General features: G+C 59.4%; 20 protein-coding genes and 2 pseudogenes. 5 read left to right on the forward strand and 17 right to left on the reverse strand.

The window, feature by feature from the left end:
- On the forward strand, window positions 1–773 hold a 773-nt coding region (locus ACP99_RS16835; RefSeq protein ID WP_331280790.1), incomplete at its 5' end, for a DNA polymerase domain-containing protein.
- A 36-nt stretch (window positions 774–809) separates the two neighbouring features.
- Here ACP99_RS16835 and ACP99_RS16840 read toward each other — a convergent pair.
- Together ACP99_RS16840 and ACP99_RS16845 are read right to left on the reverse strand one after the other, a co-directional pair.
- Window positions 810–1,739, reverse strand: a complete 930-nt coding sequence (locus ACP99_RS16840) for an ArdC-like ssDNA-binding domain-containing protein (protein WP_049987708.1) — start codon at window positions 1,737–1,739, stop codon at window positions 810–812.
- 87 nt (window positions 1,740–1,826) lie between these two features.
- The gene (locus ACP99_RS16845) at window positions 1,827–2,174 is read right to left on the reverse strand and encodes a hypothetical protein (protein WP_049987709.1); all 348 of its coding nucleotides are present in this window, start codon (window positions 2,172–2,174) and stop codon (window positions 1,827–1,829) included.
- Window positions 2,175–2,386: 212 nt separating this feature from the next.
- Between ACP99_RS16845 and ACP99_RS16850 the strand changes: the two genes are divergently transcribed.
- On the forward strand, window positions 2,387–3,712 hold the full coding sequence (locus tag ACP99_RS16850; protein ID WP_049987710.1) for a hypothetical protein: 1,326 nt from the start codon (window positions 2,387–2,389) through the stop codon (window positions 3,710–3,712).
- Window positions 3,713–3,827: 115 nt separating this feature from the next.
- The gene (locus ACP99_RS16855; protein WP_004054295.1) at window positions 3,828–4,133 is read left to right on the forward strand and encodes a putative quinol monooxygenase; all 306 of its coding nucleotides are present in this window, start codon (window positions 3,828–3,830) and stop codon (window positions 4,131–4,133) included.
- Between the two features lie 97 nt (window positions 4,134–4,230).
- On the opposite strand, the pseudogene ACP99_RS21295 reads toward ACP99_RS16855, so the two are convergent.
- The 4 genes and pseudogenes from ACP99_RS21295 to ACP99_RS16875 form a co-directional block, all read right to left on the reverse strand.
- A pseudogene (locus ACP99_RS21295) lies at window positions 4,231–4,383 on the reverse strand (DJ-1/PfpI family protein); the annotation flags it as partial.
- Window positions 4,343–4,834 (reverse strand): annotated as a pseudogene (locus tag ACP99_RS21085) (DUF6610 family protein); the annotation flags it as partial. The pseudogenes ACP99_RS21085 and ACP99_RS21295, both read right to left, overlap by 41 nt.
- 124 nt (window positions 4,835–4,958) lie before the next feature.
- A complete protein-coding gene (locus tag ACP99_RS16870) occupies window positions 4,959–5,234 on the reverse strand; it encodes a hypothetical protein (protein ID WP_012289564.1) in 276 nt (91 codons plus the stop codon).
- Window positions 5,234–5,653 carry a hypothetical protein gene (locus tag ACP99_RS16875; protein ID WP_049987713.1) on the reverse strand — a complete coding sequence of 140 codons (420 nt, stop codon included), beginning with the start codon at window positions 5,651–5,653 and terminating at the stop codon, window positions 5,234–5,236. Before ACP99_RS16875 ends, ACP99_RS16870 begins: the two co-directional genes overlap by 1 nt.
- A 165-nt stretch (window positions 5,654–5,818) precedes the next feature.
- Here ACP99_RS16875 and ACP99_RS16880 point away from each other — a divergent pair, with 165 nt between their 5' ends.
- On the forward strand, window positions 5,819–6,439 hold the full coding sequence (locus ACP99_RS16880) for an SDR family oxidoreductase (RefSeq protein ID WP_049987714.1): 621 nt from the start codon (window positions 5,819–5,821) through the stop codon (window positions 6,437–6,439).
- A gap of 158 nt (window positions 6,440–6,597) precedes the next feature.
- Here the strand turns inward: ACP99_RS16880 and ACP99_RS21090 are convergent, their stop codons facing one another.
- The 3 genes from ACP99_RS21090 to ACP99_RS16890 all read right to left on the reverse strand — a co-directional run bounded on the left by ACP99_RS21090 (window position 6,598) and on the right by ACP99_RS16890 (window position 7,669).
- A complete protein-coding gene (locus ACP99_RS21090) occupies window positions 6,598–6,963 on the reverse strand; it encodes a DUF7568 family protein (RefSeq protein WP_081927556.1) in 366 nt (121 codons plus the stop codon).
- 130 nt (window positions 6,964–7,093) lie between these two features.
- Entirely contained in the window at window positions 7,094–7,393 is a 300-nt protein-coding gene (locus ACP99_RS16885) for a hypothetical protein (RefSeq protein WP_049892640.1), read from the reverse strand.
- A gap of 54 nt (window positions 7,394–7,447) precedes the next feature.
- On the reverse strand, window positions 7,448–7,669 hold the full coding sequence (locus ACP99_RS16890; RefSeq protein WP_049892641.1) for a hypothetical protein: 222 nt from the start codon (window positions 7,667–7,669) through the stop codon (window positions 7,448–7,450).
- 523 nt (window positions 7,670–8,192) lie between these two features.
- Between ACP99_RS16890 and ACP99_RS16895 the strand changes: the two genes are divergently transcribed.
- The gene (locus ACP99_RS16895; protein ID WP_049987715.1) at window positions 8,193–8,876 is read left to right on the forward strand and encodes a hypothetical protein; all 684 of its coding nucleotides are present in this window, start codon (window positions 8,193–8,195) and stop codon (window positions 8,874–8,876) included.
- A gap of 247 nt (window positions 8,877–9,123) precedes the next feature.
- On the opposite strand, the gene ACP99_RS16900 is transcribed toward ACP99_RS16895, so the two are convergent.
- The 8 genes from ACP99_RS16900 to ACP99_RS16935 all read right to left on the reverse strand — a co-directional run bounded on the left by ACP99_RS16900 (window position 9,124) and on the right by ACP99_RS16935 (window position 13,787).
- Window positions 9,124–9,402, reverse strand: a complete 279-nt coding sequence (locus tag ACP99_RS16900) for a DUF7389 domain-containing protein (protein ID WP_049987716.1) — start codon at window positions 9,400–9,402, stop codon at window positions 9,124–9,126.
- A 23-nt stretch (window positions 9,403–9,425) separates the two neighbouring features.
- Window positions 9,426–9,827, reverse strand: a complete 402-nt coding sequence (locus tag ACP99_RS16905) for a DUF6166 domain-containing protein (RefSeq protein WP_006186966.1) — start codon at window positions 9,825–9,827, stop codon at window positions 9,426–9,428.
- Window positions 9,828–9,931: 104 nt separating this feature from the next.
- Entirely contained in the window at window positions 9,932–10,423 is a 492-nt protein-coding gene (locus ACP99_RS16910; protein WP_049987717.1) for a hypothetical protein, read from the reverse strand.
- Window positions 10,424–10,531: 108 nt separating this feature from the next.
- Window positions 10,532–10,969: a hypothetical protein gene (locus tag ACP99_RS16915; protein ID WP_049987718.1), complete on the reverse strand. Its 438-nt coding sequence runs from the start codon at window positions 10,967–10,969 to the stop codon at window positions 10,532–10,534.
- An 85-nt stretch (window positions 10,970–11,054) separates the two neighbouring features.
- Complete coding sequence (locus ACP99_RS16920; RefSeq protein ID WP_049987719.1) at window positions 11,055–11,435, reverse strand: hypothetical protein; 381 nt, start codon at window positions 11,433–11,435, stop codon at window positions 11,055–11,057.
- Between the two features lie 106 nt (window positions 11,436–11,541).
- Window positions 11,542–11,730, reverse strand: a complete 189-nt coding sequence (locus ACP99_RS16925; protein WP_049987720.1) for a hypothetical protein — start codon at window positions 11,728–11,730, stop codon at window positions 11,542–11,544.
- Between the two features lie 142 nt (window positions 11,731–11,872).
- Window positions 11,873–12,760 carry a biosurfactant protein 1 gene (locus tag ACP99_RS16930; protein WP_049987721.1) on the reverse strand — a complete coding sequence of 296 codons (888 nt, stop codon included), beginning with the start codon at window positions 12,758–12,760 and terminating at the stop codon, window positions 11,873–11,875.
- A gap of 100 nt (window positions 12,761–12,860) precedes the next feature.
- Complete coding sequence (locus ACP99_RS16935; RefSeq protein ID WP_049987722.1) at window positions 12,861–13,787, reverse strand: transcription initiation factor IIB; 927 nt, start codon at window positions 13,785–13,787, stop codon at window positions 12,861–12,863.
- Window positions 13,788–14,257: the final 470 nt, after the last annotated feature.

A 14,257-nucleotide genomic window follows, 5' to 3' on the forward strand; every position in this document is an offset into this window, starting at 1 on the left:
GGCGCCACGAGTTCTACAAGCAGATGGGGACGCTCCACGACGCCGACCGCGGCGGCTTCATCTTCGCTCCCGAGGTCGGGCTTCACGAGAACGTCCACGAACTCGACTTCTCCTCGTTGTACCCGAACATCATCTGTACCCGGAACGTCTCACCGGACGTTATCCGGTGTGACTGCCACAGCGACCGCGACGACGTCCCCGGTCTCGGATACTCGATCTGCGACGACCGGGGCTACCTCGTCGACGTGCTGCAGCCGATCATCGACGCGCGCGACGAGATCAAGGCGGCCATCCGTCGCGAAAAGGAACGAGACGACCCCGACGAGGACCGGCTGGCGGAGCTCGAGGGACGGTCGGGAGCGCTGAAGTGGATTCTCGTCGCCTGCTTCGGCTATCAAGGGTTCAGCAACGCGAAATTCGGCCGTATCGAGTGCCATGAGGCAATCAACGCATTCGCTCGCGAGATTCTGCTGACGGCGAAACAGCGGCTGGAAGCTGGCGGCTGGCGCGTCGTCCACGGCATCGTCGACTCCATCTGGGTGACGCCGGACCCCGACGTCGACGACGATGACCGCGAGGACCTCGAGACGCTCGCGACGGAGATCACGGAACGTGTCGAGATTCGGCTCGAACACGAAGCCCACTACGACTGGGTGGCGTTCGTCCCGCAGCGCGAAAGCGACGCTGGTGCGTTGACGAAATACTTCGGGAGGGTCGCCGGCGGCGACGACTTCAAAATCAGAGGTATCGAGCCCAACGCAGAACGGTATTAGCGTCCAGATGTTGGTTAACAGGCGAGAACCGCGCGTTCAGCTCTCTGTAACCGTTCCGATGATTTCCTGAGCCGTCGAACTGATCCGACTGAGACGATCCTGAATCACGTCCGGCTCATCACCTTGCCACGCGGCTAAGTAGAATGCGGATCCGCTCGTGTCGAGATCGAAATACCGACCGACGATGTACGCGACGGCTTCGGCTTCGACCTCGCGTTTCGCCCGCTCGGTCTCGTCGGTGACGTCTGCGTGGAGGAGCGCGTGAGCGAACTCGTGGATGAGCGTCACGGCGAGATCGGCCTGATTCGTGCGGGCTTTCGCCTCAACGACTGGTTGGAGATCACGCTTACTCCGGTATTTGCAGACGCCCTTGGCGTCGCCATGCTCCCAGTCGACAGCGTCGACGATACGGACCGTCACGTCGATCTCAGCGGCTGCATCCTCGAGTGCGGGTACTAGGTCGTCGGCATCGCCAGTCGCCTCTGTCTCCAACTCGGGAAGCGGCTCACCCTCGGTCTGGGACACGTCGAAGACAGCCGTTGGTTTGAACCCGACAAGCCCTTTCGACCACTCGTCCGGCGCCGTCTCGTCGTACTCACAGCCGCTTTGCTCGTGGTAGCTGGGCGAATTTTCGCACTCAGGACATTGCGTGGTGATGATCGGGGCCCAGATCCAGATCGCCTGCTCGCCCTCCTGGACGTGCCGGTCGAACTCATTCCGCCAGGTGTTGTACCCCGCGACCTTCGTCGCGTCAGGGCACTGGAGATTGATGAGGAGTGTATTCCGGTGCGAATAGTCGTGGAACCGGGATTGAACATCAAGCCACTCCTGGAACTCTGAGCTGGACTGCGCGTCCTCGACGTCTGCAACGAGGTCGTCGATCCAGTCTTCGATGGTACTGTGCATCTCGTCGTGTCGGGCGTCGGTCTCCTCGAACGAGACCGACGAGTCACTGGCCGTAGCCATAATATTCACCGAATCGAGTTCACGGCGATTGCGTCAGTTCAGGACGCGCCGCACCCCTTGGGGCGCACAAAAAACTCGCGGCGGCGGTCACCGCAGGACTGCTTTCTCGTCAGCGAAGCCGACCGCGACGAGGTACTCGAGGAACTCATCGAACTGCTCCACGTCGCTGGGCGTGTCGGTCGCGAGGTGTCGCGCCCACTCGGTGGCCCACTGGAACGCGGGATCAGTCCCGCCCTTCCCGTGGATGTACCACCAGCGAGCCGCTTTCAAGACGACGAGCGGGTTCGTCGGCGGCTGCTCACTTGCGAGTCCACGAGTGATTGACCGGATCTCCTCGGGAACTTCGGCGGGCTCGACCTCGCCGGATTGTGTGTTCGTGATATCGACTGGAATCGCATCGATCGAGACGTCGTTCACACGTTGTTGTTGACTCACGGGAATTCACCTCAGTCTGAAGACTCGTTATCGAGCCTTCGCCCTCTTCGGGGGCTCGAAAAACTGGACGACGGCGTCACACCGGCAGGAAGAATCCGCTCAGGGTTACGGAGTGACTCCGTCGCACCCTGTCATAGAATACGCTCGTGCCCCTCTTGGGGTGGTGTCTGCAACGGGAGTGAAATACCACCCTCTCTTACTGGCCACTACTCATGCACGAAACCGAAGAAAAGACGCTGAACAGCCTCGTACCACTCGGTCTAATTCATGCGTTTCAGAGTTGGTTTCGCGGGTTTCAGGGCCAGCGGGTCGGAGACCCGCGGCCCTGTCCGAAGTGCGGTGAAACCACGGTCTGGAAGAACGGCTACCGAACGGATCGGCTCTTCGCCATCCTCATCACCGAGGATGGCTTCGACGAGATCACTGTCGAGATTCAGCGGTATCAGTGCTCCGAGTGCAGACATTCCTACGATGGCGATATCGGGGAGCTGTTCTACGAGGACTGTGAATACGCCAAACCAGTCGTTGATCTCTGCCTGTTCCATGCGGCGAAGAATCCGTTCCACGCGTGCGAACGGATTCTTCAGAATCAGTACGGTCTCCAGGTTGACCGCGATACGATCCAACGCTATGCCGAGCTGTTCGGCGACGAAGTCGCCGAGCAGCACAGCGTCACGATTGCCGGCTGCATCCTCTCGATGAACTTCCTCTCGCTGTTGTTCGGTGTCAGCACCGTTGACGAACTCAAAACCGAGTTCGCCGACGAACTCGCTGCCGAGGACATCGACGGTCTCGTCGGGGTCGCCGACGAGACCTATCCGGCGAAGAAGGGCGCAAAGAAAGACCTCTACGAGGAAAATATGCGCCGGAAACAGGAGGGAGAAAACCCGAAGAAGTGGCCGGAAGGGTTCACTGTCGGATGTTCCTATCTGACTCAGCTGGGTTGTTTCGCCGGACTCCAGTGTCGGAACACCGCCTTCGCGCGAGCGCTGGCGCTCGCGCTCGTCTTCCCGCTCTTGGGTGTGGATTATTGGCTCACCGACGACAACGACTGCTACAACGACATCTTGCCGGATCGGGTGAAGTGTCTCGTCCACAAGCTCCGGACACGCGCTCGCAGCGACGAGCGCGTGTCCGAACTGCACGAGGCGGGCGAGTTAGAGGAGTTGCGGGAGTATCTCGAAGACGAGTACGAGACTGCGTACGAGGAGATAGTGGCGACACTCCGTGAGGAGCACCCATCGTTCTGGGACGAGGACGAAGAAGAGTTCAATGGGCCAGTGAGTACGAATGCAATCGAAGGGGGGAACTGGCGGCTGAAATACGGCCTTGGAGTCCCGTACGCGCGGTGCCATGCGGCACGCGCGCGTACATCGTTGTTGGCGCTGCGTGAATCGATGTCGACGTTCACAAACGGCGAGCCGGCGGAGAGCTTCGCTCACCGCCACGGCTCATTTAGCTTTGAGCAGGTGTTGGGTGAGTCCTCGACACAGCCGCTACCGCCCCGGAAAGAAGATCACGTAACTCAGGCGGCGTAAGAATCGGAAGGAGGAAGCAGCGGGTAAGGCTCTGCGTTTCACCCGAGTACTCCTCAGCACCTGAGCGTCTAGCATAAATAGTTATGTGAGTTGCGCACCTACCTACGGACTGGGTATGACCGACGCAAACGTCGCCCTCCTCGTTCGACTCCAAGCACAGTCCGGCAAAGAATCCGATGTCGAGGAATTCCTCCGTTCGGCACTGCCGATGGCCGAGGAAGAACCGGACACCACCACGTGGTTCGCGCTCCGCATGGACGATTCGACGTTCGGCATCTTCGACACCTTTCCGGATGAATCCGGTCGGGAAGCGCATCTCTCGGGCGAAATCGCTGCTGCCTTGGAGGAAAACGCGGACGAGCTGTTCGCAGAACCGCCGGAGATAGAAGAAGTCGACGTACTGGAGGCCAAACTCCCCTAACATCTGAAATTGGACAGACAGAAGCAGCAAAGACGAATCTCACATCTCGTTCACGAACGCCGGACGTGGCGATGGACCCTTTCGCGCTACCGCGCCGTTAGTGGCGACCTTCCTCGAACTCCTCGATGATTTTATCACAGAAGGCGGGGATGTCGTCGGGCTTGCGGCTGGTCACCAGTCCCTCGTCGACGACGACTTCCTCGTTGACCCACTCGCCGCCCGCGCCAGTCCACAGGGTCGGAGAACTCGTGGGCGAGTCGATCAGCGTAGCCGCGCGAGTAGCCGACGACGAGGTCATCAGGGATCGCGTGAATCGCCGCACGGCACTTCGGGACGATCACGAGGTCAGCCGCTGGATAGCTTCCCTGAATCTCGCGAGCGGCAGCAACGTATTCGTTGACCTCGTCGACGTCGTAGGCGTCACCGATCACGCCGACCTGTGGTTCGTACTCGAAGAAACGCTCGACGTACCGATCAAGGTCAGGATTGCGAAAGTCGTTATCCAGCATCCCGACTGGTAACTCCAAGTTTGTGTACTGGTGCTGTTGGTAGGTACAGTCCTCGCGAAAACCCGTGAGAAACCCGAGTCGGAATGCGTCAAGCGCGAAGGGAACGCGGTGAAGGAATGCTACGTGGTCGGCCTGCCGGGCTGCCGTAATTTCAGTCGCGATGCTGCTGGTCGGACGTGCTGAAAGCGCCATCTCGAATCACCCAGAAGACGCGGGAGTACTCGCCCCGCGCCCGCTCTCGGGGCGAGAAAATACCACCAGCGGACGCCACTATTAACCAACAACAGCAGCTTTACCGCTCCTGATGTTGGTTAACTCACCGGTGGTATCGAGCCTCGAGTGGGTCGATCTCTCCGGCGTGGACGAGACTCGTCTCTGAGTCCGCCTCTTCGTGAAGAAGATCGACGAGTGCGAACTGCGCGCAGGCAGTGAACGAACACGCCTCGTTCTGACACCAGACGTCGGCGTAGGCGATGTCGGTCTGCTCGCCTGCATAGACGGGTTTCCCAATACCAAGCTGCGAGTCGCAGCCGTCGCGAGGGCAGATCGGTTCGATACGCGTGAATGTGGGCGTGTCTTCCATTGAATTCATCAGTAAGGGTCGTAGCTCGGCGTGATATCGCCGGTCAGGACGCTGCTCTCGATGGCGTTGCTCTCGCCGCCTTCGAGGTCGATGATTCGATAGACGGCGTCGCCGCTCCACTCGCAGTCTTCATCGGAACACTTCGCGCTCGCGTACGCGCCGTTCTCGTTGTTCAGATGGACACTCAGGAGATCGAGACGCTCGCTGCAGAGCGGACACTCTGCTGGCACCTGCGCGTAGCGATACCCCGTCGCGATGGTGATGTCGTCCTGGTCCACTTCGACGCCGTGGCGCTCCCCGATTCGGTCACGGACTGCTACGCGAAGATCGTCCAGGAGTGCATGGCGCATTTCCTCATCGACGGGTAGCTCGACGCCGTCGACGGTGATCGTCAGCCGGTACGCTATCGTCTGGGTTGTATCGTCCATTCTGGTCACCTCTGGGGGCACATTCGCCTGCGCCCGCGCCCCTCTCGGGCGCTCAAAAACTACCTCGTGAAGGGCCGGTGGTGGTCTCTGATGACCGCTCTACCGGATCAGGAGCTTCCCCGAGTACGAATTCTTTTGGCGCTATCGCACGTCCGTTACGACGCCATGAACGTACTCATCGCAGGATCACACGGCGGGGTCGGCCAGCATATCACTGAGGTGCTGAGCGAACGCGATCACACAGTCCAAGCGATGGTGCGTGAGGAGTCACAGGTCTCGGAGATGGAGGCCTTCGGCGTCGAGGTGGTCGTCGCGGACCTCACCGAGGACGTATCCACCGCCGTCGACGGAAGCGACGCGATCATCTTCGCGGCGGGGTCTGGTGGCGAGGACGTCGAAGGCGTCGATCGAGACGGTGCAATCAGGCTAATCGACGAAGCCGAAGAGCACGGTGTCCCGCGCTTTGTCATGCTCAGTGCGATCAATGCCGACAACCCTGAGGAGAGTCCCGACGCGCTTCGGCCGTACCTCGAAGCCAAACTGGCGGCTGATGAGCATCTCCAAGCAAGCGAACTCACGGAGACGATCGTCCGACCAGGGGAGTTGACCAACGAGTCCGCAACCGGGCGGATCGAGGCAGCCCGTCGGGTCGAACGCGGCCAAGTCACCCGCGCCGACGTTGCCCGCACGCTCGGTACCGCACTCGACACGGAGAACACCTACGGGAAGACCTTCGAGATGATCGAAGGCGACGAACCAATCGAGAGCGCGCTCGAAACCGTTTGATCAGATTCGCCTTCCTCTGGCGCTGGTGCGACAGCCTCTCTGCACACGTCGCCGACTTCCTCACAGCGAACGGCATCGGCATCATCCCGAAATTCATCTTGGAGGGACTATTCTATGACACCTTCCGCTAACGAGCACGTGTCCTTCCGAACTCTCGTTCAGCGTTCAGGGCCGTAGATGATTGCTGACCGGCTTTCGTAGCCGCACTCTCGACATTCGAACCACCGTTGGACTTTCGCGCCGTCAGCACTCTTCTGGCCGACGACGACGTCGTCGATTAGACACTCTGGACAAGGTAACTCAGGGTGGGGTCGCTTTCGGAGTTCATCGCGAAGCGAGGTAGCTTCTTTCGTCTCGAATCCGCGCGACCACACCGGGTAGCCGTCGACGAGGATCGCGGCACGCCACTTGTGGATATACGAGTCCGGCGCTCGGTGAAACACCGCGTGCGCGTTGGTCTCTGTGTTGCGATACGCTAGCTTCGGGGTACGGCTCTCACGCGTCCAATTTGTAATTCGTGGCATGGGTACTGATGCCCCCGCGTTCGGGAGGCTCGCAGTCGCTTGATTCGGGGATTGACTAGTCTCGCGAGTCGATATCTCGCTTCTCACCATCACTTACCCAACACAGCCAGTCGAACGAACTGGTTGTTGGTTACTCCTCGAAGAGACAGCGATCGGATGCATCGTCGCCGGCGAGCGTCTGCTGATCCTCGGTAGTATCGGCGAAGAGGTTCGACTGATCACTCTCGGACGATTGTTCTACCTCCGGACGGTCGTCGACGCCGAACTCACTCGCCTCGGGCCGATCGAGCCGTGAATCACGGTCGCGATGGTCCACGTCCGCACCGAAGTCCTCGAGGGAGGTTTCGACGCTCGTCCCGGTCACTTCGAGCTGGCCATCGTCTCCGAAGGCGGTCTGCTGTTGAATCTCGATTTCCGGTCGATTGCTCATGTGAATTGAGCCTCCACCCACTGGAGGCTCCGAAAAACTTCCACGAGCGTTGTCTCAGCCCTCTTCTTTGCGGAGTTCGCTGGCTCTGTGTTCGAGACGCCGGAGAATCTGGACCCGATTCTGGTGGGTGTTCTCGTAGGCAACGCAGGCCCGCAGCGTCTCCATGTCGTGAATCGTCACGATGCCGGCGTTGAGAAGTCCCGTATTCGATGGTTCGAGACGCTGTTCCGGTGATAGGCCGCTCGATTCCGTGGATTGCTCTGAGGAGTTGCTCACTGAGTGTCGCCTCCGCTCCTGCTGAGGCGACGAAAAAACAGCGCCGGACTGAGAATGTCAGAGAGTAGTTTGTGCATCCTCGTTTCGCGTCGTGTGGCGAATAGGCTGAACGCTCAGTACAGGAGCCTTGCATACCGATGTAGAGCGCCAACCCACCTCCGTAATGTCAGAAAACACGCACAAGATACAGAGGATGTAGTCAGCAGGAGGGGTTACTGACCACGTCACTCCACCATTCGTACCTCTTTACTCTACACCGTTGGAATGCGGTTCATCATTGAGTTCTCAAATTCTTCGACGGTCCCGTGCGACCCACCTGCATGGAATCCCACTATATGACCGACGAACGTCCGCACCGAGTCGTTGCCTTGCCCACCCAGCACGGAGATTCATCCCAATATGACCACTCTGGACGCTAAAATAGTGAACTGGATCCAATTCGTACACACCATCAAAGGGTAAATCTACCCAAGTTCCAAATCACCATTCGAAAGCGTTTTACTATAAGGTGTGTACTCACCATATGCACATGGATAGATTACTTGAGGACCTGCGGGCCCTATTCCGTGAGGTATCGGTGTACCGGCTCAATTTGGTCTACCAGGACGAAGAGGAAGATCAGTCCGAGATGACACAGGTGGCGAGGCGACACGAAGAAGTTACCATCTCTGACTGGGGGCTCCGGCATGAAGGACGGCCACTGATCGACTCGGATGTCGAAGCTGGCACCGAGGTGGCTCCTGCTATCTTTGTCGAAGAGTATCGAGACGACATCACAGGAGAAGTTGACTGGAACGCTGTCCGCGATGTCATTCACACCCGCTATGATCACGATACCAAACACAAAGCTGGAAACGCCAAAGGCTGCATCCGCCGGTTCCTCTTCGAGGTTGAGGACGGCGATGTCGGACTTATCAATGGTACAGACGGGACGATGCTCGCAGTGTTCACCGGCCCAGCTCGTGTGCTGGCCGAAGATACCCCACAGCGAGATATTGACGACCACCATACCTTTGTCCGGAACATACGCTTCCTGCGTGACGAGAACGGCGAGGTCATCACATTCGACAATAGTGACCTTCCCAAACCGTTGAAGCCCAATCAACTGACGATTACAGAGGTCAAGCGTGACGATCTCCGGACCGTGCTCACGCAGGCCGAAGCGCTCATCGCCCTCGCATCCACGGCTTCCTTAGCCGACGACTGAGGGAACTCACCCCGAGATTGCGTTTGTCATCCCGATTTAATTTCTTCCATTGAGTCGACTCTGGGCGTTCTCTACGGAGATTGTAAGACCGATACGCGCCCTGTATCTCGCACATCTTTCGAAACACCTCATTGAAACGGAAGAAATTTTCCGTGGGCAATACGCACACACATTGAACAGATAGTTCAGTCAAAACGAGTCGAAATTTGTGGCCTGCCAAATCGTTTTGTGAGACCCGCTAGACTGCTTACTCGTCTTCTTCCTCGGGTTGGATTTGGCGGGCGTCCTCGGCGAGTTTGTGAACGTACGCTCGAAGGATCTCCATGTCCTCTCGGGCGTCTTCGAGCGTTTTCGCTTTCACCTTGGCTTTGATCTGGTCTTCATCTCGTGTCCCGGTTCCGCGCTTGAGCTTCACGGTCAGCGAGACACCGACGTCGCTGCGTTCGACGTATTCCGTTGGTGACGGCCGCTCACTGTTCTCTATCGATTCGACATCCGCACGAGACGGCTGGTTGTGTTCCGACATATGTTACTCTCAGTGATCGGTGCTCAGATGGACGGTGCGGCCGCTTCGTCGGATGTCTCGCGAAGGACTGCGTCGATGTCACTGCCGGTGAGTCGCCAGCGCCCGCCGGGACCAGTGCAATCCAACTGGCTTACGACCTGGTTTTTGAACTCCGTGTATTGCGCTAGCGCAACCTCCTCGTCGTCGGAGTAATCGAGCAGGAGCGCGAGCGCGAGTTGTGCCGGGCCACTGCCCCCGTATCCCCATTCGAAGCCAGAGGGACTGTGACTCGCCAACTCGAGACTCCGATTTGGAGTGAGCCGTTCCTGACCGGGCTGTTTCTCCACGATGGCGCGGCCTCGCTGTCGATAGCCGACGTAGACGACGTCACGGTCACTTCTCGGGCGTGTCTGTTCGACTGATTGTGAGTCGATAGTTCCACTCATCGTTCTATTCGAGGTGTGCTCGTTCGAGCACCCCCGCACCCCTCAGGGGGCGAAAAAACGCTCTGCGGTCACTGCACCACGGAGCAGCTGGCCGGTTTGTTCCCTCAGAAGTGGATGTCCGCCGGCACAATCCAGAGATCGTCACTCTCGTCGAGAATTCGCTCCAACTGGCCTCGATGCCGGATGCCGCTGCCATGTTCGTCATACAGGCAGACCGAAGGCCCGTCGTACGCACCGACCTGGTGGAATGCGTGCCGGGCGAGGTCCGCATCGCGCATGATCTCCTCGTCGCTGTGTTCGTCGAGTGCCTCCTTCACCCGGTTGAGATTCCGCTGAAACTCCTCTTTCGTGGCTTCCCAGCCGCGTTCGAGCAGGGCCTCGCCCTCATCGGATTCCACAGAAGCTGCAACCGGGAGATCACCCCAACGGGCCGTTCCAGCAACCGTCGTGTCCTCCTCGTCAAAGCACACGTAGTAATCGAAGACAGCACCTGCGTGTGGCACGGCGCCGACGAGTCGATCGAACACCGTCTTTCCGGTGGCGAGTGCGTCGTCTCGTGTTGATGCCTCTACGAGCGTGTAAATGACCATGTGCATCGGTTGTCACCTCGGTCTGCCGACGCACGCGACTCCGCTCCGCGTCACTGCTTGGTGCGCCGGCACCCATCGCCGGCACTCGATAAACACCGCCGGAATACGCGCTCGCTAGGCGTCGTCTCGTTCCGACCCAGTGATCTCCTCGACGGTGATCGTCAGGTCACCGGTTTCGTAGTCGGCGTCGAAATCGACCGCGAACGCCGCCGATTCGTACGCTGCGTGGTAGGCGCGGTGGAGTGCGAGTGTTCCAGTCGCTTTGAAGTGGAAGAACGCGGCTGCCGTGTACGGTTTGCTCGCGGTTTCGATCTGTGCCTCGACCGACGCTTGCAGCGCGATCTGCGGGGTGTCGCTGTCGATTCCGACGGCGAAGGCTCTGGCTTCGTCGACATTTGTCTTCGAATGCTCGGGCGTCTCGCCAGTCAGTACGTTCACGGGCGTCTCGGTCTTCTCGGTGAACAGGACACCTTTGAAGGTGCGCGTCCCGAGAATAGCGTCAGGGCCTAGCACACAGTCCTCGAACGGGTCGTCGGGTGGTTGTTCGGACATGGAATCACGAAGCCCCACGAGGGGGCTCAGTCCTATAGCCCCCGATAAACGACTCCTCAGCACCCGCCAAGGGGTTGGTCACCAGTTACTCGTCGATCGGGTCGAGTCCGCTGAGATCGGCGTGAAGGACCTCACCGTCGCGAACGACGTACCGGTTGGCGAGCACCGGGAATCGACACTTCGTATACCCGGCCGTCTGGATGTCGAGTTCCTCATCACCATCGATGTACTCGGCGAGTTGCCAGAGGAACTCGTGGGTCACGATCCCACCGTCGTAGTCAGGAAGTCCGTTCTCACGAGCCTCGTACACTTCGAAGCTGTCGTAGCCCCAGATGATCAGTTCGCCGTCGTCGTCCACCTCCCAGTTGAGCGTCCCGAAGCAGTGGTTCTCACAGAGCTCGCGGACTGCCTGTGGATCCGATACGAGCGCGCCGGTCGATGTCGTTGCGGCTTGGAGTGTTGCCATGGATTGTTCTCGGGAGCTGTCTCGCGCCCCCGCACCCCTTCAGGGGGCGAGCAACTGCTCACGCTGTGACGGCCACATGACGTTGCGCTGCCGACGCGTCGAGCTGTCAGGATTCTCTGTTGACGTCACCGTCCCTCGTCGTATTCGGTTGGGTGAGAAAATCTACCTGCTCGAGGAGCGTCGTCGCGGTGCTAATTCGCTCTTGATCAGCGGGCTCCAATTGGTCGCTGTCGATACTGGTGAGGCTACTGAGCGCGCGGTGGAGTCGATAGCCGGGGGTGTCTCGTGGGTCCATGTGTGCGCCTCCGCCAATTTACGGCGCGAAAAAACACCGGCGGGCAGTCAGCGGGGCGGTTCGGGAGTGATCACGAACTGACCTCCAGTTAACCAACAGAACGAATCGATATCAGGATCCGTTGGTTAAACTGACGCCGTCTCTACTGACTGGCTTCGGGTTCGGGCCCATAGCGAGGTGTCCCGCATCGCTGACACTCCCACATGGGCTGCCCGGTCCACTCGTCATCGGGGACAGCCTCGAATTCGCGAAATCGATGCTTGGTCTCCCGATCACATTCCCGACACTCGAGGTGAGTTCTGTTTGGGCGCTCGCGTCGTGGCTGTTCGGTATTTGTCTTGCCAACGGATTCCTGGAGCGCAATCGCCGGCACCAGCCAGAGGTCGTCGTCTGCGTCCTCACGGAGGCTTACAAGACGATCTTCGGAGTGAACCCCACTCCCGGTTTCCTCGTAGAGGAACGTCGCGTGCTCGCCGTCGTGACAGGACTGCGTCGTCTCTGTCCACGGTGTCCGGTTGCGAGCGGACGCGAGCAGCTGAGTACCACATTCAGACGTGACCCGTGTCGCCGAGGGGAGCGAGGGCCACTGATTGACAAGCTGTGGGGCCGGCTCCTCGTCGAGATCATAGATTAGCTTGCAGTCATCGACTACTGGGTCGGCGTCCGATTTTGCGAGGAGCGAGGCCGCAGCAGATCCCTTTGCCACGGCGCCGTAGAACGTCGACGCTTCGACGAGCATCTGGACGACATGGAGGAGCGACCATCTGGCGTCCGATATGTCCTGGCCGTCGGCGACATCGAGGTGATTCGTGAGACAGAATCGGCACTTCGACTGGCCAGCGGGGATTGACGCTCCACAGGAAGCGCACTCGGTCTCATCTGCTGTCGGGTCGTCTGGATAGTCCGTGTCGACGCCACCAGAGCGTTGCCGCCGGGGCTCGCCACTACTACTGGCGAGTTGATCGTCGGGAACGTGGGTCGCTTCGCCGAGCGGTCGGAGGGCTTCGTAGTCGGCGTACTGGTCGGTCATAGAGTGATCTGGCCGTATCATGCTTCGTCTTCGGATTTAAACAATGGCTCTCACATCAATCAGACTACAGACATACAACCGAAAATCAGCAGTGTGGGCGTTAAACAGCCAGTTCGTCCAGCGCGTCACGGTGGGTCCGCACGGTGACCACCGAGACGTTCGCAACGTCAGCGACGTCCGACTGGGTGAGCCACCGTCCGTCTTCGCGTCCGGCCTTGTACAGACAGGCTGCGGCGAACCCAGATGGTCGAACCCCCGTGGTTGCTCCGGTCGATTCGGATGCTTCCGCCAACTGCCGAGCCCGCTGCCGGATTTGATCGGAGACACCGAGCTCCGAGGCCAACCGCGGAACGAACGCACTCGGCGTCACGGGCTGGGCTGGCAGGCCGAGTTCCGTATTCAGCGTCGTGTATGCGTTCGTCACCCGCGATTGCTCGACGCGCGCCGACTCGGTGATGTCGTCGAGCGTTCGTGGTCGCCCGTTACACCGACACGCGCCGTAGACACTCGCGGCGGCCATCGCCTCGATCGACCGGCCCTGGAGGAGGTCCTCGTTCTGGGCACTCCGGAATAGCTGGCAGGCCTGGTCACGGATCGTCTCGGATAGTTCGAGCACACTACTGATCCGGCGGACTTCACTAAGCCCGTGTGCGAGGTTGCGTTCAGCTTTCGACTGAAACCGTCCACGGGTCTGCTCACGGCGCATCCGCGCGAGTCGCCGTCGCTTCTGCCCCGAGAGTTCGTTCCCCTTCGCGTCGGTGCCGCGACCGATTTCCGTCGACAGGCCGCGATCGTGGCGAGCCGCAGTGAGCGGGGGGCCCGTTCGTTCGCACTCATCGTTGTCGTATGTCCGCCACTCCGGCCCGTGATCGATGCGCTGTTCGTCGATGACCAGGCCACAGTCCTCGCAGATCGTTTCGACAGCATTCGTTGTGACCCGTCCGTTGCACTCGGGACACTGGTTCGCACTCGATTCCGTTCGAACGTCTTCGTCGAAGCCAGTTTCGTAGATGTCTCTAGTTGCCATGGTATCGTACCGAATTAGCGGGGAACTCATCCTCGCGACGAGCCCCTCACCCGTTATGGGGGCCAACAAACTCTGCGTTTCCGAAGATCGGCATCATCCGATCGAACCTGTAGTCTGTTGAAGAGAATTGGCAGCACGAACGCTTGACCGTCTCATACCGTTCAGGGCCCATAGCTGGGTCGAACCGAGAACAGTGGGCGCTACCTGCTATACGTCTCATCGAGAATGGACGGTCAGCCGAGATTGAGATTCTTAACAACTCAAGAGCCATCTATTATTAGAAATTAATTAGAAAAGGAGCCTATTTCTCAGTTAGTTTAATAATTATGGCGTGACGGGTTCACGATAGCATGAGTGATCACGAGTCCGGCCACCTCCATGACGGGTCGCACGACGACCATAGTCACGGACACGGCACGTCTTCCACGAGCAGTCGCAAGCTAGCCGCCGTCTCCGCTATCAACCTCCTC

It is taken from the genome of Halobellus rufus (genome assembly GCF_000739575.1).
GTDB lineage: Archaea > Halobacteriota > Halobacteria > Halobacteriales > Haloferacaceae > Haloquadratum > Haloquadratum rufum.

Excerpts from the sequence above, each read along its gene's own strand:
- ACP99_RS16920 (WP_049987719.1), bottom strand. The coding sequence starts at position 11,435 with ATGGCAACACTCCAAGCCGCAACGACATCGACCGGCGCGCTCGTATCG.
- ACP99_RS16935 (WP_049987722.1), bottom strand. The coding sequence starts at position 13,787 with ATGGCAACTAGAGACATCTACGAAACTGGCTTCGACGAAGACGTTCGA.
- ACP99_RS16900 (WP_049987716.1), bottom strand. The coding sequence starts at position 9,402 with ATGTCGGAACACAACCAGCCGTCTCGTGCGGATGTCGAATCGATAGAG.
- ACP99_RS16930 (WP_049987721.1), bottom strand. The coding sequence starts at position 12,760 with ATGACCGACCAGTACGCCGACTACGAAGCCCTCCGACCGCTCGGCGAA.
- ACP99_RS16880 (WP_049987714.1), top strand. The coding sequence starts at position 5,819 with ATGAACGTACTCATCGCAGGATCACACGGCGGGGTCGGCCAGCATATC.
- ACP99_RS16910 (WP_049987717.1), bottom strand. The coding sequence starts at position 10,423 with ATGCACATGGTCATTTACACGCTCGTAGAGGCATCAACACGAGACGAC.
- ACP99_RS16870 (WP_012289564.1), bottom strand. The coding sequence starts at position 5,234 with ATGAATTCAATGGAAGACACGCCCACATTCACGCGTATCGAACCGATC.
- ACP99_RS16915 (WP_049987718.1), bottom strand. The coding sequence starts at position 10,969 with ATGTCCGAACAACCACCCGACGACCCGTTCGAGGACTGTGTGCTAGGC.
- ACP99_RS16850 (WP_049987710.1), top strand. The coding sequence starts at position 2,387 with ATGCACGAAACCGAAGAAAAGACGCTGAACAGCCTCGTACCACTCGGT.
- ACP99_RS16905 (WP_006186966.1), bottom strand. The coding sequence starts at position 9,827 with ATGAGTGGAACTATCGACTCACAATCAGTCGAACAGACACGCCCGAGA.
- ACP99_RS16840 (WP_049987708.1), bottom strand. The coding sequence starts at position 1,739 with ATGGCTACGGCCAGTGACTCGTCGGTCTCGTTCGAGGAGACCGACGCC.
- ACP99_RS21090 (WP_081927556.1), bottom strand. The coding sequence starts at position 6,963 with ATGCCACGAATTACAAATTGGACGCGTGAGAGCCGTACCCCGAAGCTA.
- ACP99_RS16885 (WP_049892640.1), bottom strand. The coding sequence starts at position 7,393 with ATGAGCAATCGACCGGAAATCGAGATTCAACAGCAGACCGCCTTCGGA.
- ACP99_RS16855 (WP_004054295.1), top strand. The coding sequence starts at position 3,828 with ATGACCGACGCAAACGTCGCCCTCCTCGTTCGACTCCAAGCACAGTCC.
- ACP99_RS16925 (WP_049987720.1), bottom strand. The coding sequence starts at position 11,730 with ATGGACCCACGAGACACCCCCGGCTATCGACTCCACCGCGCGCTCAGT.
- ACP99_RS16875 (WP_049987713.1), bottom strand. The coding sequence starts at position 5,653 with ATGGACGATACAACCCAGACGATAGCGTACCGGCTGACGATCACCGTC.
- ACP99_RS16895 (WP_049987715.1), top strand. The coding sequence starts at position 8,193 with ATGCACATGGATAGATTACTTGAGGACCTGCGGGCCCTATTCCGTGAG.